The sequence below is a fragment of the Streptomyces sp. NPDC059255 genome (genome assembly GCF_042752355.1).
In the GTDB taxonomy this organism is placed as follows: Bacteria; Actinomycetota; Actinomycetes; order Streptomycetales; family Streptomycetaceae; genus Streptomyces.
On sequence record NZ_JBHYZP010000038.1, the window covers coordinates 47224 to 72993 of the forward strand.

Sequence of the window (25770 nt, forward strand, 5' to 3'; positions counted from 1 at the left end):
TCAGGCGGAGCCGTCCGGGCGATCTCCGTCGGCGTCGACTGGCTCGATCTAACCAGCTTCGGGCAGTACGTCTGGATTTTTTCCTCGGGGGTGCGGTCGTCCCGGACCGTCGGGCGCCGGCGCCCGACGGTGCCGGACGGTGCCGGACCGCGTTCGACGTCCGCGACCGCGCACGCCACGCTACGGGCGGGACGGCGGGCGGTGCTTCTCGATTCCTGCCCGGTTCCGGCCGGGAGTCCTGCCCGGTTCCGGCCCGAGGTTCCGACCGGTTCCGGCCGGAAGCCCGGAGCCGCGGAGTCAAGCCGATCTCTCCGTAAACCCGGATCTGTCCACAGAAACGCGAGGATTGCGCGGACTGTGCCCATTCCCGTACGGGATTGGTCGGTACCCGGGTTCCCGGGACGGTCGGGAAGTGCTCCGGAGCATGGCAGGCTTGGCACATGGCCCAGATCAACCCCAGCATCCTGTCCGCCGACTTCGCCCGCCTCGCCGAGGAGGCGAAGGCGGTCGACGGCGCGGACTGGCTCCATGTCGATGTCATGGACAACCACTTCGTGCCCAACCTGACCCTGGGCGTGCCCGTGGTCGAGGCGCTCGCGCGGGCGACGGACACCCCGCTGGACTGCCATCTCATGATCGAGGAGCCCGACCGCTGGGCCCCGCAGTACGTCGAGGCCGGCGCGGGCTCCGTGACCTTCCACGTGGAGGCCGCCGCCGCCCCCGTACGGCTGGCGCGGGAGATCAGGGCCAAGGGCGCCAAGGCGTCGATGGCGTTGAAGCCCGCGACCCCGGTCGAACCGTACGAGGACCTGCTCCCCGAGCTCGACATGCTGCTGATCATGACGGTGGAGCCGGGCTTCGGCGGACAGGCGTTCCTGGACATCATGCTGCCGAAGATCCGCCGCACCCGGGAGCTGATCTCCAAGCACGGACTCGAACTGTGGCTCCAGGTCGACGGCGGGGTCTCCGCGACCACCATCGAGCGGTGCGCGGAGGCCGGGGCCGATGTCTTCGTCGCCGGATCCGCGGTGTACGGCACGGACGATCCGGCGGCGGCGGTACGGATGCTGCGCAACCAGGCGACCGAGGCGACCGCCTCGGCCTCCTGGGCCTGCGGCCACTGATCCGCGGCCGGGGAACCCCGGGCGCGCGAACCGTGATCTCGCGACCCGCGAACCCGCTCCCCGCGAACCCGCGGAAAACGGGGCGCACGGCGCGGCTCCCCGGTGGACGACCAGTGAGCCACAGGAACATGAACGGGGCCTTCCGAGGCCGATCAAGGACCGCTGGATCTGACAGGATGAACAGCGAGTCCAGAGTGTGAACAAAGGTGAGGAGATCGCGGTGTCTGGTATGTCGGCGGGTCGGCCAGCCCTGCGGATGGGACCCGCGGAACTGGTGCAGGCGGCGGCCATGGCCCGCCGCTTCTACCTGGAGGGCAAGTCCAAGATCCAGATCGCCGAGGAGTTCGGCGTCAGCCGCTTCAAGGTGGCCCGGGTCCTGGAGACCGCGCTGGAGCGCGACCTCGTACGGATCGAGATCCGCGTCCCCGCCGAGCTGGACGCCGAGCGCTCCGACGCGCTGCGCGCCCGCTACGGCCTGCGGCACGCGGTCGTCGTCGAGTCCCCCGCGGAGGGCGAGGACGAGTCGCCCGACCCCGAGAACCTCGGTGAGGTCGCCGCCGATCTCCTCGGCGAACTGGTGGTCGAGGGCGATGTCCTCGGGCTCGCGTGGGGCCGCTCCACCATCCACATGGCCGCCGCGCTCGACCGGCTGCCGCCCTGCACGGTCGTCCAGCTGACCGGCGTGTACGACGCGGGCACCGCCGAGCGCGGCTCCGTCGAGGCCGTCCGGCGCGCCGCCCAGGTCTCCGGCGGCGAGGCGCACCCCATCTACGCCCCGATGCTGCTGCCCGACCCGGCGACCGCCGCCGCGCTGCGCAGCCAGACCGGGATCGCGCGCGCCTTCGAGTACTTCGACAAGGTCACCGTCGCGGCCGTCTCCATCGGCTCCTGGGAGCCCGGGATCTCCACGGTCCACGACATGATCACCGAGGAGGAGCGCACCCATTACGCCTCGCTCGGCGTCGCCGCCGAGATGTCCGCGCACCTCTTCGACGCGGAGGGCCGCCGGGTCGGCCGCGACCTGGGCGAGCGCTGCATCACCGTCGAGGCGGACCGGCTGCGCCGTATCCCGGAGGTCGTGGCGATCGCGGGCGGGCTGCGCAAGGCCGAGGCGATCGGGGCCGTACTCCGCTCCGGGCTGGTCACCAGCCTGGTCACGGACACCGCCGCGGCCGACTTCCTGCTGACGGAGTTCACCCCCGCCCCGCACCCCGCGCTGGAGCGGGCGGACCCGGACGACGACTAGGCACCGACGGTGATTCGACGGGGGATTTCGGAGGATGCTTCGAAGATCACCACCGGCCCTCTGGCGGAACGTACAGAGCCGGCCGGCAGGTTCGCCAGAACGCCGGCGGATCGGTGATGATGGCGTAGGAGCCGCAGCCGGGGCCCACCGGGCCCGTCGCTGACTCCCCACCCGCCCCTCAAGTGAAACAGCAGGTGAGAGAGTCAGTATGCGTTTCCTCAATGACGTCACGCCCCCGTACGACCTGACGTACGACGATGTCTTCATGGTGCCGAGCCGCTCCGCCGTCGGCTCCCGCCAGGCTGTGGACCTCTCCTCGCCGGACGGCACGGGCACGACCGTTCCGCTCGTCGTCGCGAACATGACGGCGATCGCGGGCCGCCGGATGGCCGAGACCGTCGCCCGGCGCGGCGGACTCGTCGTGATCCCGCAGGACATTCCGATCGAGGTCGTCACCGACGTCATCTCCTGGGTCAAGACGCGCCATCTCGTGCTCGACACGCCGATCGTGCTGACCCCGTTCCAGACCGTCGGCGACGCGCTCTCCCTGCTGCCCAAGCGGGCCCACGGCGCGGGCGTCGTGGTCGACGGCGACCGCAAGCCCGTCGGCATCGTCACGGACCACGACCTGACCGGCGTGGACCGCTTCACCCAGCTCTCCGAGGTGATGTCGAAGGACCTGGTGCTGATCTCCGCGGACCTCGACCCGGGCGAGGCGTTCCACATCCTCGACAACGCCAACCGCAAGCTCGCCCCGGCCGTCGACGCCGAGGGCCGGCTCGCCGGTGTCCTCACCCGCAAGGGCGCGCTGCGCGCGACCCTCTACACGCCCGCCACCGACGCCGCGGGCAAGCTGCGGATCGCCGCCGCCGTCGGCGTCAACGGCGATGTCGCGGGCAAGGCGGCGCAACTGCTCGACGCGGGCGTCGACACCCTGGTCGTCGACACGGCCCACGGCCACCAGGAGTCGATGATCAGCGCCGTCAAGGCGGTCCGCGCGCTCGACCCGAAGGTGCCGGTCGTCGCGGGCAACGTGGTCGCCGCGGAGGGCGTACGCGATCTGATCGAGGCCGGCGCGGACATCGTCAAGGTCGGGGTCGGTCCCGGCGCCATGTGCACCACCCGCATGATGACCGGCGTGGGACGCCCGCAGTTCTCGGCCGTGCTGGAGTGTGCCGCCGAGGCGCGCAAGGCAGGGAAGCACGTCTGGGCCGACGGCGGGGTCAGGCACCCGCGCGATGTCGCCATGGCGCTGGCCGCCGGCGCGTCGAACGTGATGATCGGCTCCTGGTTCGCCGGTACGTACGAATCGCCCGGTGACCTCCAGCAGTCCGCCGACGGGCGGCTCTACAAGGAGTCCTTCGGCATGGCCTCCGCCCGCGCCGTACGCAACCGTACGAGCGAGGAGTCGGCGTACGACCGGGCGCGCAAGGCGCTCTTCGAGGAGGGCATCTCCACCTCGCGGATGTTCCTGGACCCCGCGCGACCCGGCGTCGAGGACCTGATCGACTCGATCATCGCGGGCCTCCGCTCCTCGTGCACCTACGCGGGCGCGAACTCCCTCGCGGAGTTCGCCGAGAAGGCGATAGTCGGCGTCCAGAGCGCCGCCGGGTACGCCGAGGGCAAGCCGCTGCACCACAGCTGGAGCTGATCGGGCAGGCGGGACGGCTCTCCCGTACCGTTCGGGTACGGGAGGGCACGGAGCCCCTCGCAAGGAGCCTCCGCACAGAACTCCCGCACAGAACCCCGGCACGGAGCCCCCCCCGCACGGAGCCCCCCCCGCACAGAGAAATGAACCACCAGCAGTGCGACTGAACGAACTCGACGAACGCATCGTCCACGCCCTCGCCGAGGACGCCCGCCGCTCCTACGCCGACATCGGCTCCCTCGTCGGGCTCTCCGCCCCCGCCGTGAAGCGGCGCGTCGACCGGCTGCGCGCCACGGGCGCGATCACCGGGTTCACCGTACGGGTCGCCCCTGCCGCCCTCGGCTGGGAGACCGAGGGGTTCATCGAGATCTACTGCCGCCGCAACACCTCGCCCGACGCCATCCGGCGGGGCCTGGAGCGGCTGCCCGAGGTCGTGGCGGCCTCCACCGTGACCGGCGAGGCGGACGCCGTCGTCCAGGTCTTCGCCGCCGACATGCGCCACTTCGAGCAGGTCCTGGAGCGGATCGCGGGCGAGCCGTACGTGGAGCGCACGAAGTCGGTGCTCGTCCTGTCCCCGCTGCTGCGCCGGCACTCCGCCGGACCGCCGTAACCGCCGGCTCCCATCGCCTCGGGACAACGAATCGCCGCCGGGGCCGCCGAACACGCAACGGATCGATGGCTCGCGCGCAACGGACGCGTCTTGTCGCGCCCGGCGGCCGGACCGTACCGTCGAGCTGTCCCGGCGGACTCCCGCCGGACCCCCTTCGCACCCCGCCCGAGGTCAGCCATGCCCCCGCTCCGTACCGCCCTGCTCCAGAGCTCGGGACGGCCCGGTTCCGTCGACGGCAGTCTGCGTGTGCTCGACGAGGCCGCGGGACGGGCCGCGGCGGCCGGGGCCGGGCTGCTCGTCTGCCCCGAGATGTTCCTCACCGGTTACGCCATCGGCGACGCCGTCCATCGGCTCGCCGAGACCGCCGGGGGCCCCGGCGGCGCGGCGGTCGCGGAGATCGCCGTACGCCACGGGCTCGGGGTGCTCTACGGCTACCCCGAGCGGGACCCCGCACCGGCGAGCGGCGCGGTCTACAACTCCGCGCAGCTCATCGGTCCCGACGGCAACCGCCTCGCCAACTACCGCAAGACCCACCTCTTCGGCTCCTTCGAGCGCACCTGGTTCACCCCGGGGGAGCGCCCCGTCGTCCAGGCCGAACTGGCCGGACTGCGGCTCGGGATCATGATCTGCTACGACGTGGAGTTCCCGGAGAACGTCCGCGCCCACGCCCTCGCCGGCACCGATCTGCTGCTGGTGCCCACCGCCCAGATGCACCCGTTCCAGTTCGTCGCGGAATCGATGGTGCCGGTCCGGGCCTTCGAGAACCAGATGTACGTGGCGTACGTCAACCGGACCGGCGAGGAGGGCGCGGCCGGTGAGCGGGACACGTTCGAGTTCGTCGGGCTGAGCTGCCTGGCCGCCCCCGACGGAGCCGTCCGCGCCCGCGCCGGACGCGGCGAGGAACTGCTCCTCGGCGAGGTCGACGGCGCACTCCTGGCCGCCTCCCGCGCGGCCAACCCGTATCTGGACGACCGCCGCCCCGGCCTCTACACGTCGCTGGGCTGACCTCCGCGCCTCTCCTCTCCTCTCCCCTCCCGAATCCGCTGAATCGTTCCGCCCCTGTCCCGCATGCCCTGTCCCGCATGCCCGGTCCCCTATGCCGCGAGGAGTCCGTACCCCATGACGTCCACGGTGCCCACCGCCGTCCAGCACACCGACGCGCAGCCGCCGGTCACCATGGCCGGTCCCGACTTCCCCTACGCGTACGACGACTTCCTCGCCCATCCCGCCGGGCTCGGCCAGATCCCCGCGGCCGAGCACGGCACGGAGGTCGCCGTCATCGGCGGCGGGCTCTCCGGCATCGTCACCGCGTACGAACTGATGAAGATGGGGCTGAAGCCCGTCGTGTACGAGGCCGACCGGATCGGCGGGCGGCTGCGTACCGTCGGCTTCGACGGCTGCGACCCCGGGCTGACCGCCGAGATGGGCGCGATGCGCTTCCCGCCGTCCTCCACCGCGCTGCGCCACTACATCGACCTGGTGGGCCTGGAGACCCGGCCCTTCCCCAACCCGCTGGCCCCCGGCACCCCCTCCACCGTGGTCGACCTCAAGGGCACCTCCCACTACGCGCGGACCGTCGACGAACTGCCGCCCGTCTTCCACGAGGTGATGGACGCCTGGAACACCGCCCTGGAGGAGGGCGCCGACTTCTCCGCCATGAACCGGGCGCTGCGCGAGCGCGATGTGCCCCGGATCCGGGAGATCTGGGCGAAGCTGGTCGAGAAGCTCGACAACCAGACCTTCTACGGCTTCCTCTGCGACTCCCCGGCCTTCGCGTCCTTCCGGCACCGGGAGATCTTCGGCCAGGTCGGCTTCGGCACCGGGGGCTGGGACACCGACTTCCCGAACTCCATCCTGGAGATCCTGCGGGTCGTCTACACCGAGGCCGACGACCACCACCGCTCCATCGTCGGCGGCAGCCAGCAGCTTCCGCTGCGGCTCTGGGAGCGCGCGCCCGGCAAGCTGACACACTGGCCGGCCGGTACCTCGCTCGCCTCGCTGCACGACGGCGCGCCGCGTCCCGCGGTGACCCGGCTGCACCGTACGGCGGGCAACCGGATCACGGTCACGGACGCCTCGGGCCGGATCCGTACGTACCGCGCCGCGGTCTTCACCGCCCAGTCCTGGCTGCTGCTCTCCAAGATCGCCTGCGACGAGTCGCTCTTCCCGATCGACCACTGGACGGCGATGGAGCGCACCCACTACATGGAGTCCTCCAAGCTGTTCGTGCCGGTCGACCGGCCGTTCTGGCTGGACGAGGCCGTGGACGACCGGGGGGAGCCGACCGGGCGCGACACGATGTCGATGACGCTCACCGACCGGATGACCCGGGGTACCTATCTGCTGGACGACGGGCCGGACCGGCCCGCGGTCATCTGCCTCTCGTACACCTGGTGCGACGACAGCCTCAAGTGGCTGCCGCTGTCGCCGGAGGAGCGGATGGAGGTGATGCTGACCTCGCTCGGCGAGATCTATCCGAAGGTCGACATCAGGAAGCACCTCATCGGCGGGCCGGTGACCGTGTCCTGGGAGAACGAGCCCTGGTTCATGGGCGCGTTCAAGGCCAATCTGCCCGGTCACTACCGCTACCAGCGGCGGCTGTTCACCCACTTCATGCAGGACCGGCTGCCCGCGGACCAGCGGGGGATCTTCCTGGCCGGGGACGACATCTCGTGGACGGCGGGCTGGGCCGAGGGCGCCGTGCAGACCGCGCTCAACGCGGTGTGGGGGGTGATGCGCCACTTCGGCGGCGCCACCGACCCGGTCAACCCCGGGCCCGGCGACCTGTTCGACGAACTCGCGCCCGTGGAACTTCCGGAGGGCTGAGCCCGCCCGGGAGCGCTCCCGGTTCCCGTCGTACGACAGGTGTCCACCGGCGGCCCGCGCCGGGGCGGAGGGCCGGCTGCGCAGCGGGGCCGAGCGCGGCCGGGCCCGGGCGACCGAAGCGGGCGTACATCGGTGCGGCGTGCCCCGGTCGGGGCCGTGCACCTCGCCGATCCGTGCCCGTGCGCCCCGCCCACCGGCATAGGCTCGCGCACGCCCGGCCCGGCGCTCGCCCGGCCGGGCACCGTGCGAAGGGGGAGTCCAGGTGGCGGGAACAGGGGCGCGGCGCTCCACGGCTCAGCTCGAACGGGCCGAACGGCGCCGTGCCGTACGGCACCACGCCATGGCCGTCGCGGCCTCGGCGGTGGTCGTCGTCTCCACCGTCACCGGCGTGCTGAGCGCCGCCGCGGGACCGGACGGGCGGGACACGGCCGGGCCCGCCCCCACCTCGTCGCCGGTGCTCGCGCCGCTGCCCGGGGCGCCCACCCGGGTCGCCGTCGCCCCGTCGGTGTCCTCGCCGCCGCCGTCGAGCACCCCGCTGTCGGCGCCGAGCCCGTCCCGTACGGCCGCGGCGCGCACCCCGTCGGCCGCCGCCCCCGAGGGCGGGCGCCGCTCCCCGGAGCGCGCCGGGCCCGTGGACGCCGCGCTCTACCGGCATCCCGCGTCCCAGGTGCTCGACTGGGTCGCCGCGCACCGCGACGACCCCCGGCGCCCGCTGATCGAGTCGCGGATCGCGGACCGGCCCGCCGCGGTCTGGTTCGCCGCCTACAACCCGGGCGCCGTCACGGGGGAGGTGCGCGCGGTGACGGCCGGGGCCGCCGCGGCCGGCCGGGTGCCCGTCCTCGTGCCGTACGCGATCCCCGACCGGGACTGCGGGGGCGCCTCGCAGGGCGGGGCGCCCGACCTCGCGGCGTACGACGGCTGGATCGCGGAGTTCGCGGCGGGGCTCGGCGCGGGACCGTCGATCGTCGTCCTCGAACCCGACTCGGTCGCGCTCTCCGACTGCCTCGACGCGGCGGCGCGCGCGGCCCGGTACGCCTCGCTGGCCCGCGCGGCCCGGACGATCCACGCGGCCGCCCCGAAGGCGCGGGTCTACTTCGACGCGGGCCACTCCGGCTGGCACCCGGCGGAGCGGCAGGCGTCGCTGCTGCGTGCCGCCGGGGCCGCGAGCAGCGGTGACGGCATCTTCACCAACGTCTCCAACTTCCACCGCACCGCCGACGAGGCGGCGTACGCCCGGCGGGTGCTGGCCGCGCTCGGCGGCCCGGCCCGGCTCGGCGCGGTGATCGACACCAGCCGGAACGGCAACGGGGCCCCGGCCGCCGGGCAGTGGTGCGATCCGGCGGGCCGGGCGCTGGGCCGGGCGCCGACGACCGACACGGGCGAGGCGCGGATCGACGCCTACCTGTGGGTGAAGCTGCCGGGGGAGTCGGACGGCTGCAACGGGGCGGCGGGTTCGTTTACCCCGGACTACGCCTACGAGCTGGCGACCGGCTGAGCGGGCTCGTCGGATCCGCCCGCTCCGGGTCCCTCGGAACCACCGGATCCGCCGGATCCGTCGAGCCCGTCAGCTCCGTCGGATCCCTCGGATCCTTTGAGATGTGCCGGGGCGAAGGCGCGCAGCGCGTGGTAGCCGGTGATCACCACGATCGTGCCGAGGGCGATCCCGCCGATCTCGAAGTTGTCGGTGATCTTCAGGCTCACCCCGCCGACCCCGATGATGACGCCCGCGGCCGTCGGCACCAGATTGAGCGGATTGCGCAGATCCACCCCGGCGTTGGTCCAGATCTGCGCGCCGAGCAGGCCGATCATGCCGTACAGGATGACGGTGATGCCGCCGAGGACCCCGCCCGGGATCGCGGCCACGACCGCGCCGAACTTGGGGCAGAGGCCGAAGAGCAGGGCGAAACCGGCGGCGGCCCAGTACGCCGCGGTGGAGTAGACGCGCGTGGCGGCCATGACGCCGATGTTCTCGGAGTACGTGGTGTTGGGCGGGCCGCCGACGGCGGTGGAGAGCATGGAGGCCGCGCCGTCCGCCGCGATCGCCGTGCCCAGCTCGTCGTCGAGCGGGTCGCCGGTCATCTCGCCGACGGCCTTCACATGGCCCGCGTTCTCCGCGATCAGCGCGATCACGACCGGCAGCGCGAGCAGGATCGCCGACCACTCGAAGCTCGGCCCGTGGAAGTCCGGCAGCCCGATCCAGGGGGCCTTGCCGACGCCCGACAGATCCAGCCGCCAGTGGTCGACGGCCTCGGCGCCGCCCGCCGGGGAGTGGATCCGGCCCAGGACCCGGTCGAAGATCCAGGAGATCGCGTACCCGAAGACCAGCCCGAGGAAGATCGCGATCCGGGACCAGAAGCCGCGCAGACAGACCACGGCGAGGCCGGTGAACACCATCACCAGCAGCGCGGTCCACTGGTCCTGCGGCCAGTACGTGGCGGCCGTCACCGGCGCCAGGTTGAAGCCGATCAGCATCACGACCGCGCCCGTCACCACGGGCGGCATCGCGGTGTGGATGATCCGGGCGCCGAAGTGCCGTACCGCGAGCCCGGCCAGCAGGAGCACACCGCCCACGACCAGGATCGCGCCGGTGACGGTGGAGCTGTCGCCGCCCGAGGCCCGGATCGCCGCGGCCACTCCGACGAACGAGAGCGAACACCCCAGATAGCTCGGCACCCGGCCACGGGTCGCCAGCAGGAAGATCACCGTCGCGATGCCGGACATCATGATCGCGAGGTTGGGGTCCAGGCCCATCAGGACCGGGGCCACGAACGAGGCGCCGAACATCGCCACCACGTGCTGGGCGCCGAGTCCCGCCGTACGGGGCCACGACAGCCGCTCGTCGGGGCGGACGACGGCGCCCGGTGCGGGCGTGCGCCCGTCTCCGTGCAGGGTCCAGCGCACGCCGAGCTTCATGGGTGGTGCTCCACTTCTGGGGGTCGCGTCCGGCACGGGGACCGGCGCCGCCACGGCCCGGACCGGGCTCGGAGGCTGTCGGGTGACCTCCGACCGCGCCCGGTCGGAGGTCACCCGACAGGCTCTCAGCCGATCGGGCGGCTGTGTGGCCGAAAAAGATCAGCGCCCATCGTAGTGCCGCCGCCGGACCCGCTCCGCCCGGAGGGCCTCAGGCCAGCGGGTCGGACGCCGCGGCCGGGTCGCCGGCCCGCTCGCCGCCCGGGGCGTGCGCCGCGTCGGCGGCCCCGTGCGCGGCGCGCCGGTCGCCCGTACGCAGCACCCCCGCGCCCACGACCAGACCGCAGGCGAGCAGCGTGACCAGCCCGAACGAGACCACCAGCGAGGTCGCGTCGGCGACCGCGCCGATCGCGGAGGGCGCGATCAGCCCCGAGGTGTACGTGATGGTGGCCACCCCCGCGATGGCCTGGCTCGGGTTGGGACCCGAGCGCCCCGCCGCCGCGAAGGCCAGCGGCACGACCACCGCGACCCCGAGCCCCAGCAGCCCGAATCCGGCCATGGCGACCAGGGGCTGCGGCGCGACGACCACCAGCAGACCGCCCGCCGCGGCGAGCACCCCGCCGGTGCGCACGGTCCGTACCGCGCCGAACCGGTCGACCACCCGGTCGCCGGAGAGCCGGGTGACGGCCATGGTGAGCGCGAAGGCCGTCGTCGACGCGGCGGCCACCCCGGGCGAGGTGTCCAGGACGTCCCGCAGATAGACCGCCGACCAGTCCAGGCTCGCGCCCTCCGCGAAGACCGCGCAGAACCCGACGACCCCGATGAGCAGCGCGGACCGGGGCGGCAGCGCGAACCTCGGCGGAGCCTCCGCCTCGGGCGCGCTCCGTACGTCCAGCACGCGCTGACAGGCGATCAGGCCGAGCGCCGTGAGAACGAGGGCCGCGAGGAGGTGGTGCAGCCGCGCGTCCGCGCCGAGATGGGCCGCGAGGGCGCCGGCCGCCGACCCGATCAGGGCGCCCGTGCTCCACATGCCGTGCAGGCTGGAGATGATCGACCGGTCGAGCCGGGCCTCGGTCTCCAGGCCGAGCGCGTTCATCACCACGTCCGACATGCCCGACGAGGCGCCGAAGACGAAGAGCGCCGCGCACAGGGTGACGAGGTTCGGCGCCAGCGACGGCAGGATCAGGGCCAGAGTCCACAGGGAGAGCAGCCCCCGCAGCGCGGTGCGCGAGCCGAACCGGTGGCTGATCGCCCCCGCGACCGGCATCGCGGTCACCGAACCGATCGCCGGAAAGGCGAGCGCCAGACCGAGCTGCCCCGCGCTGAGGCCGGCGTGCTCCTGGATCCAGGGGACCCGGGTGGCGAAACTGCCGGTCACCGAGCCGTGCACACAGAAGACGACGGCGATGGCGAGCCGGGCCCGCCGCAACCCCTGCTGGTCGTGCCTGCCGTGCTTGTCGCCGACCGCTTCAGCCCGCATGCCGTTCCGTCCTCCCCTGAGGGTCCCGCTCCGGCGGGCGTCCCGTCGCCCGGGCCCACCCCTGACGCACCTCTGCCAGGTGCGGGGAGTAAATTATCAGGAACCCTGCCTGATAAATAGAGACAGGCGGGAGGCACCTCAGGACCGCCGGCGACATCCGTGCCCCGGCGGCTGTCTGGAAGGAACCCGGCATGGCCGCATCCCCGAGCACCGCCCGGGCCATCAACGACCGGCTGGCCCTGCGACTGCTCCAGCAGGAAGGCCCGTTGACGGCGGGACAGCTCAAGACGATGACCGGGCTCTCCCGCCCCACCGTCGCCGATCTGGTGGACCGGCTCCAGGAGTCGGGACTGGTCACCGTCGTCGGGGAGACCGACGTCCGCCGCCGCGGCCCCCGGGCCCGGCTGTACGGGATCGTCGCCGACCGCGCCCATCTCGCCGCCCTGGACGTACGGACCGACAGTGTCGCCGTCGTCGTCGCCGATCTGCTCGGCGTCACCCTCGCCGAGGCCGTCCTGCCCATCGGCAGCGACACCGCGACGGAGCCCGCGGTCGAGCAGGCCGCGGCGCTGCTGGAGGGCACCGCCCGGCAGGCCGGTTCCGTACCCCTGCACAGCGTCGGCATCGGCGCCCCCGGCCTGGTCGACGCCACCGGCGTACTCCGCGAGACCACCGGGCTGCCGGAGTGGCACCGGCGGTTCGTCGCCGTGCTCCAGGAGCGGCTGCCCGCCGCCCTCCTGGTCGAGAACGAGACCAACCTCGCCGCCCTCGCCGAGCAGCGGCTCGGCGCCGCCCGCGGCCAGGACACCTTCGTACTGCTCTGGATCGGCCACGGCATCGGCGCGGCCGTCGTGCTCGACGGGCGGCTCCGCCGGGGCGCCTCGGGCGGCGCGGGCGAGATCGGCTTCCTGCCCGTGCCCGGCACCGGGGGGCTGCCCTCGGCGACGGCCTGCGACGGCGGCTTCCACAGCCTGGCGGGGTCGGCCGCCGTCTGCGAACTCGCCGAGGGGTACGGGCTCGTGCCCGCGCCCGGCGCGCCCCAGGAGCCGCCGTCCGCCGCGCTGGTGCGCGCCGCCGTCGGGGACGGGCGGCCCGGCGCGGGGGAGTTCCTCGACGCCCTCGCCGACCGGCTGGCCATCGGCGCCGCGGGGGTCGCCGCCGTCCTCGACCCCGGCCGGATCGTGCTGGCCGGAGAGGTCGGCCACGCGGGCGGCGAGGCGCTGGCCGCCCGGGTCGAGGACCGGCTCGCCGCGATGTCCCCGCTCCGGACCGAGGTCAGACCCGGGGCGCTCGGCGGCGCCGCGGTGCTCAGGGGCGCGCTGCTCACCGCGCGCGACGCGGCGCAGGACGAGCTGTTCGCGCCCGGCATATGAGGCTGTGCGCGCCCGGCATATGAGACGCGGGGCGGCTCGCGCCCCCGCCCCCGCGCCGTCACCCCGTAGCCGAGCGGCCGGCTCCCCGGCGGAGGTGCAGGAAGGAAGGGTGGAGCGCAACCCCCCGGCGGCATTCCCGCCCCTTCTGTGAGTCAGCCCACAGCGCTCGTCCGGAACGCCGACGATCAGCCGTGGCACACTGGTCGCGTACCAGCAGCAGCGCACTCCGGGGTCGGTGCAATTCCGAACCGGCGGTTACAGTCCGCGACCCGGCCGCATCCAGTGGCCGGTTGACCAGGTGAGATTCCTGGACCGACGGTTAAAGTCCGGATGGGAGGCAGTGCGCGGCGGGCTCTTACCGGTACGCCGCCCCGGGCGGGTTCGTCCTCCGACGAGCCGGCTCCCCGGCCTCGGCGTTCCCCGGTGAGTTCCCGTTTCTCTGTCGTCATCGACAGGCCCCGGAGTCCGTGCCCGAAGAGGCAGGAGGACCCGGGTGGCCACCCAAGCCGAACGCGTCACCGACGCGGACGCCATGCGGCGGGCCGTCGCGCTCGCCGCCCGCGGACTCGGCTCCACCAGCCCCAATCCGGTCGTCGGATGCGTGATCCTGGACGCCTCGGGACACCTCGTCGGCGAGGGCTTCCACCGCCGCGCCGGCGGCCCGCACGCCGAGGTCCACGCCCTGCGCGCGGCGGGACCCCGGGCCCGGTGCGGCACCGCGTACGTCACGCTCGAACCCTGCGCCCACACCGGCCGCACCGGCCCCTGCGCCCAGGCGCTGATCGACGCCGGGGTCGCCCGCGTCCACTACGCGGTCCCCGACCCGAACCCGCAGGCCGCCGGGGGCGCCGCCACCCTGCGCGCCGCCGGGATCACCGCCGAGCCCGGGCTGCTCGCCGCCGAGGCCGAGGCGGGCAACGCCGCCTGGCTCACCTCCGTACGCCGGGGCCGCCCGTACGTCCTGTGGAAGTACGCGGCCACCCTCGACGGCCGGACCGCCGCCGCCGACGCCACCAGCCGCTGGATCACCTCCGCCGAGGCGCGCGCCGACGTGCACCGGCTGCGGGCCGAGGCCGACGCGGTCGTGGTCGGCTCCGGCACCGCCCGCGCCGACGACCCGCAGCTCGCGGTCCGCGGCATCGAGGGCGCCGTCCAGCCGCTGCGGGTCGTCGTGGACACCGAGGCGACCGCCGTGCGGCCCGGCGCCCGGGTCCTGGACGGCGGCGCGCCCACCCTGATCGCCGTCGCCGAGGACGCCGACGCCCGCCATCTCCCCGACGCCGTACGGCTGCCCCGCGCGGCCGGGGGCCGGGGGCTCTCCGTCCCCGCCCTGCTGGCCGCCCTGCACGAGCGCGGTGTCCGCTCCGTACTCCTCGAAGGCGGCCCGGCGCTGGCCGGCTCCTTCGTCGCCGCGGGCGCGGTCGACAAGGTCGTCGGCTATCTCGCACCGGTCCTCCTCGGCGCCGGTCCCGCCGCGCTCGGCGACGCCGGAATCACCACGATCGCCGCGGCGTTGCGCCTGCGGATGACGGAGACCGTACGGATCGGCCCCGACCTGCGGATCACCGCGATCCCCGAAGGGGCATTCGCGATACCCGAAAGCGCCACCACGATCCCCGAAGGGGCCGCGGCGGCCCCCGGATCCCCCGTCGCGCGGGCCGCCGGGCCCGCAGCGACCACGGGCACCGCCAGCACTGCCATGACCGCCACGAAGGAGCGTTGAGTGTTCACCGGAATCGTCGAAGAACTGGGTGAGGTCACCGCCGTGGAGAACCTCGGTGACTCCTCCCGCTTCCGCCTGCGCGGACCCGTCGTCACCGAGAACGCCCGGCACGGGGACTCCATCGCCGTCAACGGTGTCTGTCTGACGGTCGTCGAGTCCGGGGACGGCGAGTTCACCGCCGATGTGATGGCCGAGACGCTCGACCGGTCCAGCCTCGGCGCCCTCGGGGCCGGCTCCCGCGTCAACCTGGAGCGGCCCATGGCCCTCGGCGGGCGGCTCGGCGGACACATCGTCCAGGGCCACGTCGACGGCACCGGCACCATCGTCGAGCGCACGCCCTCCGAGCACTGGGAGATCGTCAAGATCTCACTGCCCGCCGCCCTGACCCGCTACGTCGTGGAGAAGGGCTCCATCACCGTGGACGGCGTCAGCCTCACGGTCGTCGACGCGGGCACCGACCACTTCACCATCAGCCTCATCCCCACCACCCTCGCGCTGACCACCCTCGGCATCAAGGGGCCGGGCGACCCGGTCAACCTGGAGGTCGACGTCATCGCGAAGTACGTCGAGCGCCTGCTGACGCCCGCTCAGCGCGCACAGGCCGAGGAGTCCGCGCGGTGAGCACCCTGTCCTGGCTGAACGGTGAGGCGTTCAGCGCCTTCGGTCAGCACATCCTGTGGTCCGACATGATCGGCAACACCATCGGTCTGGCCGCGCTCGCCCTCGGCTGGCGACGCTCCATCTGGACCTGGCCCGCCCAGCTCCTCTCCGGCGTCATCCTCGTCGGCGCGTACGCCTCCGCCCACCTCAGCGGCGGCGTCGGCAAGCAGCTCCTGGTCATCGGCGTCGCGGTGTGGGGCTGGCGCCAGTGGCAACGGGGCAGAAAGCAGGCGCAGGACGGATCGATCGCCGTACGGTTCGCCACCTGGCGTGAGCGCGGGGTGCTCCTCGGCGGTACGGCCCTGGGCACCCTCGCCGTCGGCGGGCTCTTCGTCGCCGTACCCGAACTGTCCTGGAACCCCTGGCCCGACGCGTACATCTTCACCGGCACCCTCGCGGCGATGGTCGCCCAGGCGCGCGGCCTCGTCGAGTTCTGGTTCGCCTGGCTCCTCGTCGACCTGGTCGGCGTCCCCCTCGCCTTCAGCAGCGGACTGGCCTTCTCCGGCCTCGTCTACGTCATCTACCTCGCCCTCGTCCTGTGGGGCATGCGCGACTGGTGGCTGCGCTCCCGCGCCGGCGCCATGCCCCTGGAAGGAGCAGCAGCATGACCGCTCGTCCGTCCCCCGCCCCCACCACCGCCCTCGACGGGGCGGCGGCCGGTATCCCGCACCCCGAAACCCCCGGGACCCCGCTCACCGACCCGCCGCGCCTCGCCTGGTCCTCCCGCGACCACGCCGAGGACCTCTCCCTCGACCCCGTGGCCCAGGCCATACGCGACATCGCGGCCGGCCGCCCCGTCGTGGTCGTGGACGACGAGGACCGCGAGAACGAGGGCGATCTCGTCATCGCCGCCGAGAAGGCCACCCCCGAGATCATCGCCTTCATGATGAGCGAGTGCCGCGGCATGATCTGCGCCCCCATGGACGGCGCGGAGCTGGACCGCCTGGAACTCCCGCAGATGGTCGGCGACAACACCGAGTCGATGCGGACCGCCTTCACCGTCACCGTCGACGCCTCCGGCGTCCACGGCGTCACCACCGGCATCTCCGCCGCCGACCGCGCCACCACGCTCCGGCTCCTCGCCTCGGGCGAGGCGGAGCCCGGCGACTTCGTCCGCCCCGGCCATGTCTTCCCGCTGCGCGCCAGGTCCGGCGGTGTCCTCGTGCGCAACGGCCACACCGAGGCCGCCGTCGACCTCGCCCGGCTCGCCGGGCTGCGTCCGGCCGGCGCGATCGTGGAGATCGCGGGCGAGGACGGGGTGATGCTGCGCCTTCCCGAGCTGGTCCCGTTCGCGCGCAAGCACGGCCTGACGATCATCTCCATCGAGGATCTGATCGCGTACCGCCGCACCGAGGAGCCCACGGTCCGCCGGGAGGCCGAGGTCAGCCTGCCCACCGCCTACGGCGACTTCACCGCGTACGGATACCGCTCCACCGTCGACGGGGTCGAGCACGTCGCCCTCGTCCACGGGGAGCTCGGCGACGGCGAGGACGTGCTCGTGCGCGTCCACTCCGAGTGCCTGACCGGCGACATCTTCAGCTCCCAGCGGTGCGACTGCGGCCCCCAGCTCCAGGCGTCCATGGAGCGCGTCACCGCGGAGGGCCGCGGCGTCGTCGTCTACCTGCGCGGCCACGAGGGGCGCGGCATCGGCCTGCTCTCCAAGCTCCGCGCGTACGAACTCCAGGAGCGGGGCCGCGACACCCTGGACGCCAACCTGGAGCTGGGGCTGCCCGCCGACGCCCGCGACTACGCGGCGGGCGCGCGGATCCTCGACGACCTCGGGGTGCGCAGCCTGCGGCTGATGACCAACAACCCCGACAAGACCACGGCCCTCGTCCGGCACGGCCTGCGGGTCACCGGGCGCGAGCCGATGGCCGTCCAAGCGGGCGAGCACAACCTCCGCTACCTGCGCACCAAGCGCGACCGGATGGGCCACGACCTGCCGTGGCTCGACACCGCCGTCTCCACCTGCGGCAACCAGTAGGACCGCACGGCCGGCCACGGCTGACGCCCGGCCGGCGCACCCCCCCCGACCAGCAGCACAGCATCCGAGGAGAGACGTGAGCGGCAAGGGCGCACCCGAACTGAGCGTGAAGAACTGCGGAGACCTCCGGGTCGCCGTGATCGCGGCGCAGTGGCACGAGAAGATCATGGACGGTCTCGTCGACGGCGCCCTGCGCGCCCTGCGTGACCTCGGCATCGACGAGCCGACGCTGCTGCGCGTGCCCGGCAGCTTCGAGCTGCCCGTCGTCGCCAAGGTGCTCGCGGGACGCGGTTACGACGCGGTCGTCGCGCTCGGGGTCGTCATCCGGGGCGGCACCCCGCACTTCGACTATGTGTGCCAGGGCGTCACCCAGGGCCTCACCCAGGTCTCCGTGGACACCGGGGTCCCCATCGGTTTCGGCGTACTGACCTGCGACACCGAGGAACAGGCCCTGGACCGGGCCGGTCTCGAAGGCTCCCACGAGGACAAGGGACACGAGGCGGTCACCGCCGCCGTCGCGACCGCGACCACCCTCCGGACCATCGCCGAACCCTGGCGCCAGTCGAGTGAGTCCAGCCGCGTAAAGTAAGCGTCACCATGTCCAAGAAGACGTTCGAGGAGCTGTTCAGCGAGCTCCAGCAGAAGGCCGCCCACGGCGACCCCGCCACCTCCCGCACCGCCGAACTGGTGGAGAAGGGCGTACACGCCATCGGCAAGAAGGTCGTCGAGGAGGCGGCCGAAGTATGGATGGCCGCCGAGTACGAGGGCAAGGAAGCCGCCGCCGAGGAGATCTCCCAGCTCCTCTACCACGTCCAGGTGATGATGGTGGCGCGCGGAATCTCCCTTGACGACGTGTACGCCCATCTCTGAGCATCGCCCCGGTACCGCTCCGTAGGCGTACCGATCCACCCGTTCCACACCGTTCGTCCCGCTGTTCGCCTGTCCCGCTCACCCTCCGCACGAAGGAACAAGACCTCATGCTGCGCATCGCCGTCCCCAACAAGGGTTCACTCTCCGGGCCTGCGTCGGCGATGCTCCATGAGGCCGGATACCAGCAGCGCAAGGAGTCCAAGGAACTCGTCCTGGTCGACCCGGAGAACGAGGTCGAGTTCTTCTACCTGCGCCCCCGCGACATCGCGATCTACGTCAGCTCCGGCAAGCTCGACATCGGCATCACCGGCCGCGATCTGCTGCTGGACTCGGAGGCCGACGCCGAGGAGATCCTGCCGCTCGGCTTCGCCCGCTCCACCTTCCGCTACGCCACCAAGCCGGGCACGGCGACCGGAGTCACCGAGTTCGGCGGCATGACCGTCGCCACCTCGTACGAGGGCATCGTGGCCCAGCACCTCGCCGACCACGGCGTCGACGCCTCCGTCGTCCACCTCGACGGCGCGGTCGAGACCGCCATCGAACTGGGCGTCGCCCAGATCATCGCGGACGTGGTGGAGACCGGCACCTCGCTGCGGAACGCGGGCCTCGAAGTCATCGGCGAGCCGATCATGACCTCGGAGGCGGTCGTCATCCGGCGCACCGGCTCCGACGCCGCGGAAGCGAAGGTGCAGCAGTTCCTGCGCCGCCTCCAGGGCGTCCTCGTCGCCCGTACGTACGTGATGATGGACTACGACTGCCGCGCCGAGCACCTGGAGCGGGCCGTCGCGCTCACCCCGGGGCTCGAATCGCCGACCGTCTCCCCGTTGCACAACGAGGGGTGGGTCGCCGTCCGCGCGATGGTCCCGGCCAAGGAGGCCCAGCGGATCATGGACGACCTCTACCAGCTGGGCGCCCGCGCCATCCTCACCACGGCCATCCACGCCTGCCGGCTCTGACCGGCACCCGCCGCACCCGAACCGTCCCGCCGGAGGCCCCCGGGGCCTCCGGCCACCACCCCGGGAAGACCCGTCATGTCCGTGCCCGCCCCCGCCGTACCCGCCCTGCCGGTCACGTTCCGGCCGACCGCCACCCGTACGGTGCTGCTGTCCGTCGGCACGGTCATGTTCGTCGTCATCTCGGCCATCGGCCTGGTGCTCGACCAGCTCGGCGCGGGGGAGCGGCTGAGCTTCATCCTCACCGCGCTGCTGTTCTTCGGCGTGCTGGCGCTGCTCAGCCGTCCGAAGGTCGTCGCCGACGACACGGGCGTGACTGTCGTCAATCTCACCCGCACCCGCCGGCTGGAATGGGCCGAGATCCTGCGCGTCAATCTGCGGCCCGGCGACCCCTGGGTCTTCCTCGACCTCAGCGACGGAAGCAGCCTGCCCGTCCTCGGTATTCAGCCGGGCGTGGCCAAGGCGCACGCCATCCGCGACGCCCGCGCGCTGCGCGACCTGACCGAGTCCCGCGCCGCGCGGGACCACGACTGACCAGCGGCGAACGCCTCCGGCAGCCACCGGGACACCGGCCGCGCACCGGTGACCGGTTGCCAGGTCCTGTCCGTCCGGCCCCTGTCTTGATTACTCTGGTGGTGGAGGCGCCGAGCGCGCCCCGCCCCGCATCACACGGCCCTCGACGGCCCGCGGGGCATCCTGCGACCCGAGGAGTGACTCCCTCCAGCAATGGACGGATCGTCCGGTAGTACCTGCGCCGCCCCCTTCGACGAGGCGGCGGCATGACCATCCCCCTTCTGCTGCTCACCGCAGCGTTCCTTCTCATCCTCGCCAACGGGTTCTTCGTGGCGGCCGAGTTCGGCCTGATCACGGTCGACCGCCCCGACGCCGAGCGCGCCGCCGCCGAGGGCGACCGCCGCGCCCGTACCGTCGTCAGAGCCCTGCGGGAACTCTCCTTCCAGCTCTCCGGCACCCAGCTCGGCATCACCATCACCTCGCTCGTCGTCGGCATGCTCGCCGAGCCGGCGCTCGCCGAACTGCTCGGCCCGCCGCTCGCCGCGACCGGACTGCCCGCCGGAGCCGTCTCCGGCATCGCGGTGGTCATCGGCATGCTGCTGGCCTCCGCCCTCCAGATGGTGATCGGTGAGCTCGTCCCCAAGAACTGGGCGGTCTCCCGGCCGCTCCAGGTCGCGCGGTTCGTGGCGGGCCCGCAGTACCTCTTCGCCACCGTCTTCCGGCCGGTGATCTCCCTGCTCAACGCCGTCGCCAACCGGCTGGTGCGGATACTCGGCGTGGAGCCGACCGACGAACTCGCCTCGGCCAGGACCCCCGGCGAACTCGTCTCCCTGGCCCGCCACTCCGCGCAGGCCGGCACCCTCGAACAGGACACGGCCGACCTGTTCGTACGGACCCTCTCCCTCGGCCGGCTCACGGCACAGCACGTGATGACCCCCCGGGTGAAGGTCAGCGCCCTCCAGGCGGACGCGACGGCGGCCGACGTCCTCAACCTCACCCGGGCCACCGGGCTCTCCCGCTTCCCCGTCTACCGCGAGCGCATCGACGAGATCATCGGCATGGTGCATCTCAAGGACGCGCTCGCCGTCCCCGTGGCGGAGCGGCGGCGGACCCCGGTCGGCCGGATCGCCGTCACCGCCCTCTTCGTCCCGGAGACCCTGCCGGTGCAGCAGCTCCTGGCGCGGCTGCGCAACGAGCAGCCCATAGCCGCTGTGGTCGACGAGTACGGCGGTACGGCCGGGGTCGTCACCCTGGAGGACATCGTCGAGGAACTCGTCGGCGAGGTGCTCGACGAGCACGACGCCGAGCGGGACGGACGGCCGGAACTCGCCCCCGTCGACCCCGTGGACGGCCGGCCCGCCTGGGAGGCCGACGGCAGCGCCCGGGTCCTCACCCTGCGGCGCATCGGACTCGACGTACCCGAGGGCCCGTACGAGACACTCGCCGGGCTCGTCGCCGATCTGCTCGGCCGGATCCCGGCCCCCGGCGACCGCGCGGAGCTGCCCGGCTGGCGGCTCTCCGTACGCCAGGTGGACCGCTACCGGGCCGAGCGGGTCCGGCTGATACGGCTGACGGACGAAGGACCGGCCGGGCTCGTACCGGACCACCCGGCCGCGCCGCTGGCCCGCACCGGGTCGCCGCCCGGCAAGGCCCCCGCCGCCACCGCGGCCGACGTCCTCGTGGGCGCTCCCGCCGAGGTCTCCGCCCAGGCCCCCGCGCCGGTGGAGGCCGTCCGATGAGCGTGCTGCAACTCGCCTTCGCCCTTCTCCTCGTTCTCGCCAACGGCTACTTCGTCGGGGCCGAGTTCGCCCTCGTCTCCGTACGCCGCAGCCAGATCGAACCGCACGCCGCGCGCGGCTCGGCCAAGGCCCGGCAGGCGCTGTACGGGCTGGAGAACCTGCCGCAGATGATGGCCGCCGCGCAGTTCGGCATCACCGTCTGCTCCCTGACGCTCGGCGCGGTGGCCGAACCGACGGTGGCGCGGCTCCTGGAGCCCGTCTTCCACGCGATGCGCGTGCCGGAGGGCCTGATCCATCCGCTGGGATACGTCATCGCCCTGGCGCTCGTCGTCTTCCTGCACCTCGTCATCGGCGAGATGGTCCCCAAGAACCTCGCCATGGCAGCACCGGAGAAGACCGCGCTGTGGCTCAGCCCCGGCCTGGTCGGCTTCGCACGCCTCTGCCGGCCGGTCACCGCAGGCCTCGGCGCCTGCGCCCGGCTCGTCCTGCGGGCCTTCCGCGTCGAACCCAAGGACGAGGTGGAGGCCGTCTTCACCAGCGAGCAGCTCAACCGGCTCGTCGAGGACTCGGGACAGGCGGGGCTGCTGGAACCCGAGGCGCAGGAGCGGCTGGAGGACGCGCTGGAGCTGGGCAGCCGCCCGGTCACCGACGTGCTCCTCACCCGCGCCTCACTGGTCACCGTGGACCCGGCGGTCACGCCGCGGGAGATCGAGGAGCTGACGGTACGCACCGGCTACTCCCGCTTCCCGGTGTGCGCCGAGGGCGGCGGTGCCTTCATGGGGTTCCTGCACGTCAAGGACGTGCTCGATCTGGAGATGGCCGACCGGGCCGTACCCCAGCACATCTGGCGCCCCATGGCGACGCTCCGCGCGGAACTCCCGCTGGACGACGCCCTCACCGTGATGCGCCGCGCGGCCACCCATCTCGCCCAGGTCGCGGACGCGTCCGGGCGGGTGCTCGGCCTGGTGGCGCTGGAGGACGTCCTCGAAATGCTGGTCGGGGAGGTACGCGACCCCTCCCACCGGGCGGCGTCCGTCCCCCGGGCGACCCTCGTCGGCGAGCAGCGCACGGACCAGGCCTCGCAGGTCCTGGCCCGCTGAATCCCGGCCCGTACCCGGTGCCTGGTGGCCGGTGCCCGAGGCCTCGGGCACCGGCCGGAGCCGGCCGCCTCCGGGACCCGGCGGGTCATGTACCCGTCGGGTCCTGGGGGCTCCGGCCCGCCGGGCCGCGTCCCGAGAGCACCTCGCCGTACGCCTGCATCAGATCGGGCAGCCGCAGCGTGGCCAGGTCATCGCGCGTAGGAGTACCGCTGTAGCCGGACAGCCGCAGATCACGGTAGGCGCAGCTCTTCTCGTACAGCGTCCGGACGAACCTGCCGTTGCCCAGCTCGTCGATCCATCCCTGGTCGACCACGTGTCCGCTGATCGAGCGCAGCTCGTCCACGGACTCCTCGTCCCACAGGTCACCGTTCTCGGCGGCCAGCACCCCGCCGATCGCGGTCAGTTCGAGCGGCCGGTAGCTCGGGAAGTCGACCCGGCTCGTGAAGCGCGAGGAGAGCCCCGGGTTGGTGGCGAGCAGCCGGTCCATCCCCTCCGGATAACCCGCCAGGATCACCACGAGGTGGTCACGGTTGTCCTCGGCCCGCTTCAGCAGCACCTGAAGGGCCTCGTCGCCGTAGGCGTCGCCCTTGCTGTAACCGGAGTTGGAGAGGCTGTACGCCTCGTCCACGAAGAGCACCCCGCCGATCGCCGAGTCGATCAGCTCGTTCGCCTTGACGGCGGTCTGGCCCAGGAACTCACCGACCAGGTCGGCCCGTTGCGCCTCGACGAGATGGTCCCCGCCGAGCAGCCCGAGCGCGTAGAAGATCCGCCCCAGGATGCGTGCCACCGTGGTCTTGCCGGTGCCCGAGGGGCCCGAGAAGACAAAGTGACGTTTCGGCGGCTGGACCGGAAGCCCCTGACCGGCCCGCAGCCGCGCCATGCGCAGCTGCGCGGAGATCGCCTTCACCTGGCGCTTCACCGGTTCGAGCCCGACCATCCGCTCCAGCTCGGCCAGTGCCTCGGCGAGCAGCGCGGGATCCGTCGGCCCCTCGGGGAAACGCGGCGCCGGCGGCTGCGTAGGCGGGGGCGGCAGCTTCTCCCGCAGCGCATCGGGCGCGACGGGCGGACCGCTGCCGCCGAGCGGCGGCGCCGGCTCCCGGCCGAGCAGGATGTCGGAGCCGAGCGGCCCCTCCGGCTCGCTCCCCGACTGCGCCTGGGACTGGGCCTCGGCCGCGTCCGCCGCGTCCTGGCCGAGCCCGGCCAGCGACACGGAGGCCAGCCCCAGCGGGTCGTCGGGGCCCTCGTAGCCGTCGTACCCGTCGGAGTCGGTGATCGCCGCGAGCCGCGCCGCGGTGTCCATGAACGCCGGGTCGAGCCGGTGCACGGCCCGGTAGAGCGGCAGGGCGGCGGCGCTGCGCCCGGTGCCCTCGTGGGCCCGGGCCAGCCAGTACCGCAGCTCCTTGCGCTGGGGCTGCTCGCTGCGGCAGCGCATCAGCGCGGTGGCGAGCAGCGGCTCGGCCTGGCCGAACATCTCCAGCCTGACCCGGGCCATCCCGCCGAAGAGACCCGCCTCGATGCCGAGCAGCGGATCGTGCACGAGCTGCTCCGTGTGGCGGCACAGCTGTTCCCAGTCCTTGACCAGATAGGCGCGGCAGGCGTGCAGGAAGCGGACCTGCGGATCGGTGTCCACGGGCGGCAGCCCCGCCAACGCCCGGTCCAGCTCGGGCACATGGCGGCCGTCCAGCCAGTGCGAGGCGTGCGCCAGCCGCAGGTCGCGCCCGCTCTCCAGGACCGGCTGGACCCACCAGCCCAGCCAGTACCACGAGTTCAGGGTGCGGCGGTGGCGGGTGCGCTGCTCGCCGAAGCGGTCGCGATGGCGGTACATGTGGAGCAGGGCGGTGGTGGTCTCGACGCGCAGCGCGTGCAGCCCGAGCCAGCCGTCGGCCATCCCGGGATCGAGCCGGACGGCTGTCCTGAACTCCTCCTCCGCCTGGGGGTACGCCCCCATGGTGTAGGCGTCCACCCCGCGCACCCAGGCGAGGTCGGCCGGGGCGCCCGTGCCCTGCGTGCCGATATCCATCAGGTCCCCCACAAACCGTGCCCCCGTGATGTCCCGCCGGGCGGGCGCCCGTCGGCAGCGTACTGAACCACCATGACGCGGACGGGAATTGACCGCACTCAGAGGCATCGTACCTGCGCAGAGTGTGTGCGACTAAGGGCGCCGCACACCGGGTCGCGCGGTGACCCAGGGTGAGCGGGTGAGGCGGTACGGGGCCGGAAATACGGCTAAGAGGGCAGAACGAAGCCCCCGATCACGGGGGAACAACCGGGGGCTTCGCGTCTGGGGCGGCTCCGAAAAGCCGCACATTAAGAACGTAAGACCTGTCCCGCCCGCTGGTCAAGCCGAGTTGGGTACTCGGTGCGCGTCGATTTCCAACTGCTCAGTATGGCGGCGTCAACCGGTCACGGTGGGTGATGGTCTGGTCCTGCCTCGCGGTCGCGCGAGATGCCGGGCGTATCACGTACCCCTCGTGCCCCTCATGTACCAGAGCATCGGAAAAGGGACGAGTTGGGTCCGTCGCGAAATGGCGTGTCTCCGCCACCGTCCAGCCGTCCCAGAAGGCGGACTGCGCCGCTCCGTCCCGGCGGCGTCCCCGCTCCCAGGACTCCTCGGCACCCCGCTCCATCCAGAACAGCCCGGCGAGATACGGCCGCAGCGCCCGCCGGCCGGCCCCGACCCCCTCCACCAGGACCACCGGGGCGGCGGGCAGCACACGCGGTCCGGTGAAGCGGCGCAGCGTCCAGTCGTACGGGGTGTACCGCGCGGCCTCGCCACGCGAGAACGCCTCGATCACCTGCGCCGTCAGCCGGGGCAGCCACGCGAACAGCTCTTCGTGGCTGGCCACGTCGTCCAGCCGCAGCACGGGTGCGCCGCCCAGCGCCGCCGCGAGCCGCGCCGCGAAGGTGCTCTTGCCGGAGCCGGCGTGACCGTCCACGGCGATCAGCCGCACCGGACCGCAGGAAGGCGGCAGGCCGCGCAGCCGCGCGGCCACGGCGGTGAGGTCATCCAT

At 73.0% G+C, this 25770-nt stretch carries 22 protein-coding genes and 1 riboswitch; of the genes, 18 read left to right on the top strand and 4 right to left on the bottom strand.

Translation table 11 applies throughout. The features are described from left to right. Nucleotides 1–440 precede the first annotated feature (440 nt). The 7 genes from rpe to ACFXKG_RS33310 all read left to right on the top strand — a co-directional run bounded on the left by rpe (nt 441) and on the right by ACFXKG_RS33310 (nt 8949). The gene (gene rpe / locus ACFXKG_RS33280; RefSeq protein WP_384846920.1) at nt 441–1124 is read left to right on the top strand and encodes a ribulose-phosphate 3-epimerase; all 684 of its coding nucleotides are present in this window, start codon (nt 441–443) and stop codon (nt 1122–1124) included. A 196-nt stretch (nt 1125–1320) separates the two neighbouring features. Further along, nucleotides 1321–2370: a sugar-binding domain-containing protein gene (locus ACFXKG_RS33285; RefSeq protein WP_365815796.1), complete on the top strand. Its 1050-nt coding sequence runs from the start codon at nt 1321–1323 to the stop codon at nt 2368–2370. 208 nt (nt 2371–2578) lie between these two features. Beyond that, on the top strand, nt 2579–4021 hold the full coding sequence (locus tag ACFXKG_RS33290) for a GuaB1 family IMP dehydrogenase-related protein (protein WP_384846922.1): 1443 nt from the start codon (nt 2579–2581) through the stop codon (nt 4019–4021). Between the two features lie 154 nt (nt 4022–4175). After that, nucleotides 4176–4628 carry an Lrp/AsnC family transcriptional regulator gene (locus tag ACFXKG_RS33295; RefSeq protein ID WP_384846924.1) on the top strand — a complete coding sequence of 151 codons (453 nt, stop codon included), beginning with the start codon at nt 4176–4178 and terminating at the stop codon, nt 4626–4628. Nucleotides 4629–4805: 177 nt separating this feature from the next. Then, a complete protein-coding gene (locus tag ACFXKG_RS33300) occupies nt 4806–5633 on the top strand; it encodes a carbon-nitrogen hydrolase family protein (RefSeq protein WP_384846926.1) in 828 nt (275 codons plus the stop codon). A 114-nt stretch (nt 5634–5747) separates the two neighbouring features. Then, a complete protein-coding gene (locus ACFXKG_RS33305) occupies nt 5748–7454 on the top strand; it encodes a flavin monoamine oxidase family protein (RefSeq protein WP_384846928.1) in 1707 nt (568 codons plus the stop codon). Nucleotides 7455–7716: 262 nt separating this feature from the next. Then, a complete protein-coding gene (locus ACFXKG_RS33310; RefSeq protein WP_384846930.1) occupies nt 7717–8949 on the top strand; it encodes a glycoside hydrolase family 6 protein in 1233 nt (410 codons plus the stop codon). Here ACFXKG_RS33310 and ACFXKG_RS33315 read toward each other — a convergent pair. Together ACFXKG_RS33315 and ACFXKG_RS33320 are read right to left on the bottom strand one after the other, a co-directional pair. Next, nucleotides 8928–10367: a uracil-xanthine permease family protein gene (locus ACFXKG_RS33315; protein WP_384846932.1), complete on the bottom strand. Its 1440-nt coding sequence runs from the start codon at nt 10365–10367 to the stop codon at nt 8928–8930. The two genes, ACFXKG_RS33310 and ACFXKG_RS33315, sit on opposite strands and share 22 nt — an antisense overlap. A gap of 208 nt (nt 10368–10575) precedes the next feature. After that, on the bottom strand, nt 10576–11844 hold the full coding sequence (locus tag ACFXKG_RS33320) for an MFS transporter (RefSeq protein ID WP_384846934.1): 1269 nt from the start codon (nt 11842–11844) through the stop codon (nt 10576–10578). 191 nt (nt 11845–12035) lie between these two features. Here ACFXKG_RS33320 and ACFXKG_RS33325 point away from each other — a divergent pair, with 191 nt between their 5' ends. The 11 genes from ACFXKG_RS33325 (at nt 12036) to ACFXKG_RS33375 (ending at nt 22759) form a co-directional block, all read left to right on the top strand. Next, complete coding sequence (locus ACFXKG_RS33325; RefSeq protein ID WP_384846936.1) at nt 12036–13217, top strand: ROK family transcriptional regulator; 1182 nt, start codon at nt 12036–12038, stop codon at nt 13215–13217. A 217-nt stretch (nt 13218–13434) separates the two neighbouring features. Beyond that, nucleotides 13435–13565, top strand: a riboswitch (FMN riboswitch). A 184-nt stretch (nt 13566–13749) separates the two neighbouring features. Further along, the gene (gene ribD / locus ACFXKG_RS33330; RefSeq protein WP_384846994.1) at nt 13750–14940 is read left to right on the top strand and encodes a bifunctional diaminohydroxyphosphoribosylaminopyrimidine deaminase/5-amino-6-(5-phosphoribosylamino)uracil reductase RibD; all 1191 of its coding nucleotides are present in this window, start codon (nt 13750–13752) and stop codon (nt 14938–14940) included. Further along, nucleotides 14941–15561 (top strand): riboflavin synthase, encoded by a 621-nt coding sequence (locus tag ACFXKG_RS33335; protein WP_384846938.1) that lies wholly within the window; start codon nt 14941–14943, stop codon nt 15559–15561. Further along, complete coding sequence (locus ACFXKG_RS33340) at nt 15558–16208, top strand: nicotinamide riboside transporter PnuC (RefSeq protein WP_384846940.1); 651 nt, start codon at nt 15558–15560, stop codon at nt 16206–16208. Before ACFXKG_RS33335 ends, ACFXKG_RS33340 begins: the two co-directional genes overlap by 4 nt. Beyond that, on the top strand, nt 16205–17584 hold the full coding sequence (locus tag ACFXKG_RS33345; protein ID WP_384846942.1) for a bifunctional 3,4-dihydroxy-2-butanone-4-phosphate synthase/GTP cyclohydrolase II: 1380 nt from the start codon (nt 16205–16207) through the stop codon (nt 17582–17584). Before ACFXKG_RS33340 ends, ACFXKG_RS33345 begins: the two co-directional genes overlap by 4 nt. A 76-nt stretch (nt 17585–17660) precedes the next feature. Next, nucleotides 17661–18173 carry a 6,7-dimethyl-8-ribityllumazine synthase gene (gene ribH / locus ACFXKG_RS33350; RefSeq protein ID WP_384846944.1) on the top strand — a complete coding sequence of 171 codons (513 nt, stop codon included), beginning with the start codon at nt 17661–17663 and terminating at the stop codon, nt 18171–18173. Nucleotides 18174–18181: 8 nt separating this feature from the next. Further along, nucleotides 18182–18454 carry a phosphoribosyl-ATP diphosphatase gene (locus ACFXKG_RS33355; protein ID WP_365815772.1) on the top strand — a complete coding sequence of 91 codons (273 nt, stop codon included), beginning with the start codon at nt 18182–18184 and terminating at the stop codon, nt 18452–18454. A 107-nt stretch (nt 18455–18561) separates the two neighbouring features. Next, nucleotides 18562–19410 carry an ATP phosphoribosyltransferase gene (gene hisG, locus ACFXKG_RS33360; RefSeq protein ID WP_384846946.1) on the top strand — a complete coding sequence of 283 codons (849 nt, stop codon included), beginning with the start codon at nt 18562–18564 and terminating at the stop codon, nt 19408–19410. 75 nt (nt 19411–19485) lie between these two features. Further along, nucleotides 19486–19941 (top strand): PH domain-containing protein, encoded by a 456-nt coding sequence (locus ACFXKG_RS33365; protein WP_384846948.1) that lies wholly within the window; start codon nt 19486–19488, stop codon nt 19939–19941. 245 nt (nt 19942–20186) lie between these two features. After that, complete coding sequence (locus ACFXKG_RS33370; protein ID WP_384846950.1) at nt 20187–21659, top strand: hemolysin family protein; 1473 nt, start codon at nt 20187–20189, stop codon at nt 21657–21659. After that, nucleotides 21656–22759 carry a hemolysin family protein gene (locus ACFXKG_RS33375; RefSeq protein ID WP_384846952.1) on the top strand — a complete coding sequence of 368 codons (1104 nt, stop codon included), beginning with the start codon at nt 21656–21658 and terminating at the stop codon, nt 22757–22759. Before ACFXKG_RS33370 ends, ACFXKG_RS33375 begins: the two co-directional genes overlap by 4 nt. Nucleotides 22760–22844: 85 nt before the next feature. Here ACFXKG_RS33375 and ACFXKG_RS33380 read toward each other — a convergent pair whose 3' ends face one another. Beyond that, a complete protein-coding gene (locus tag ACFXKG_RS33380) occupies nt 22845–24779 on the bottom strand; it encodes an AAA family ATPase (RefSeq protein WP_384846954.1) in 1935 nt (644 codons plus the stop codon). Between the two features lie 361 nt (nt 24780–25140). Then, nucleotides 25141–25770 (bottom strand): uridine kinase, encoded by a 630-nt coding sequence (locus tag ACFXKG_RS33385; protein ID WP_384846956.1) that lies wholly within the window; start codon nt 25768–25770, stop codon nt 25141–25143.

Bases quoted from the DNA above. Each gene is read 5' to 3' on its own strand.
- rpe (WP_384846920.1), top strand. From the start codon at position 441: ATGGCCCAGATCAACCCCAGCATCCTGTCCGCCGACTTCGCCCGCCTC.
- ACFXKG_RS33290 (WP_384846922.1), top strand. From the start codon at position 2,579: ATGCGTTTCCTCAATGACGTCACGCCCCCGTACGACCTGACGTACGAC.
- ACFXKG_RS33300 (WP_384846926.1), top strand. From the start codon at position 4,806: ATGCCCCCGCTCCGTACCGCCCTGCTCCAGAGCTCGGGACGGCCCGGT.
- ACFXKG_RS33305 (WP_384846928.1), top strand. From the start codon at position 5,748: ATGACGTCCACGGTGCCCACCGCCGTCCAGCACACCGACGCGCAGCCG.
- ACFXKG_RS33315 (WP_384846932.1), bottom strand. From the start codon at position 10,367: ATGAAGCTCGGCGTGCGCTGGACCCTGCACGGAGACGGGCGCACGCCC.
- ACFXKG_RS33320 (WP_384846934.1), bottom strand. From the start codon at position 11,844: ATGCGGGCTGAAGCGGTCGGCGACAAGCACGGCAGGCACGACCAGCAG.
- ACFXKG_RS33325 (WP_384846936.1), top strand. From the start codon at position 12,036: ATGGCCGCATCCCCGAGCACCGCCCGGGCCATCAACGACCGGCTGGCC.
- ribD (WP_384846994.1), top strand. From the start codon at position 13,750: ATGCGGCGGGCCGTCGCGCTCGCCGCCCGCGGACTCGGCTCCACCAGC.
- ACFXKG_RS33345 (WP_384846942.1), top strand. From the start codon at position 16,205: ATGACCGCTCGTCCGTCCCCCGCCCCCACCACCGCCCTCGACGGGGCG.
- ACFXKG_RS33355 (WP_365815772.1), top strand. From the start codon at position 18,182: ATGTCCAAGAAGACGTTCGAGGAGCTGTTCAGCGAGCTCCAGCAGAAG.
- hisG (WP_384846946.1), top strand. From the start codon at position 18,562: ATGCTGCGCATCGCCGTCCCCAACAAGGGTTCACTCTCCGGGCCTGCG.
- ACFXKG_RS33365 (WP_384846948.1), top strand. From the start codon at position 19,486: ATGTCCGTGCCCGCCCCCGCCGTACCCGCCCTGCCGGTCACGTTCCGG.
- ACFXKG_RS33370 (WP_384846950.1), top strand. From the start codon at position 20,187: ATGACCATCCCCCTTCTGCTGCTCACCGCAGCGTTCCTTCTCATCCTC.
- ACFXKG_RS33375 (WP_384846952.1), top strand. From the start codon at position 21,656: ATGAGCGTGCTGCAACTCGCCTTCGCCCTTCTCCTCGTTCTCGCCAAC.
- ACFXKG_RS33380 (WP_384846954.1), bottom strand. From the start codon at position 24,779: ATGGATATCGGCACGCAGGGCACGGGCGCCCCGGCCGACCTCGCCTGG.
- ACFXKG_RS33385 (WP_384846956.1), bottom strand. From the start codon at position 25,770: ATGGATGACCTCACCGCCGTGGCCGCGCGGCTGCGCGGCCTGCCGCCT.